This window comes from Gulosibacter sediminis (assembly GCF_030011715.1).
GTDB classification, from domain to species: domain Bacteria; phylum Actinomycetota; class Actinomycetes; order Actinomycetales; family Microbacteriaceae; genus Gulosibacter; species Gulosibacter sediminis.
Window position 1 is genome coordinate 1 of the sequence record NZ_JASCYH010000128.1, and the last position, 255, is coordinate 255.

A 255-nucleotide genomic window follows, 5' to 3' on the forward strand; every position below is an offset into this window, starting at 1 on the left:
CGACGCGGACGCCGTCGTCGGCGCGGAATGGGGTCAGGTCTCCCCAGACCGGCTCGCGCAACGTAACGGCTACCGGCACCGTGACCTGGACACCCGTGTCGGCACCATCGACGTCGCGGTCCCGAAGCTGCGGCAGGGCACGTATTTCCCGGAGTGGCTGCTCGAGCGCCGCAAACGGGCCGAGACCGCGTTGATCACGGTGATCGCGGACTGCTACCTCGCCGGCGTCTCGACCCGCCGGATGGACAAGCTCGT

Annotated in this window: 1 protein-coding gene; it reads left to right on the top strand. The window is 69.4% G+C overall.

The features are described 5' to 3' along the window. Positions 1-255, top strand: a 255-nt coding sequence (locus QM019_RS12990) for a transposase (protein ID WP_282853319.1), incomplete at both ends; no start/stop codon positions are given.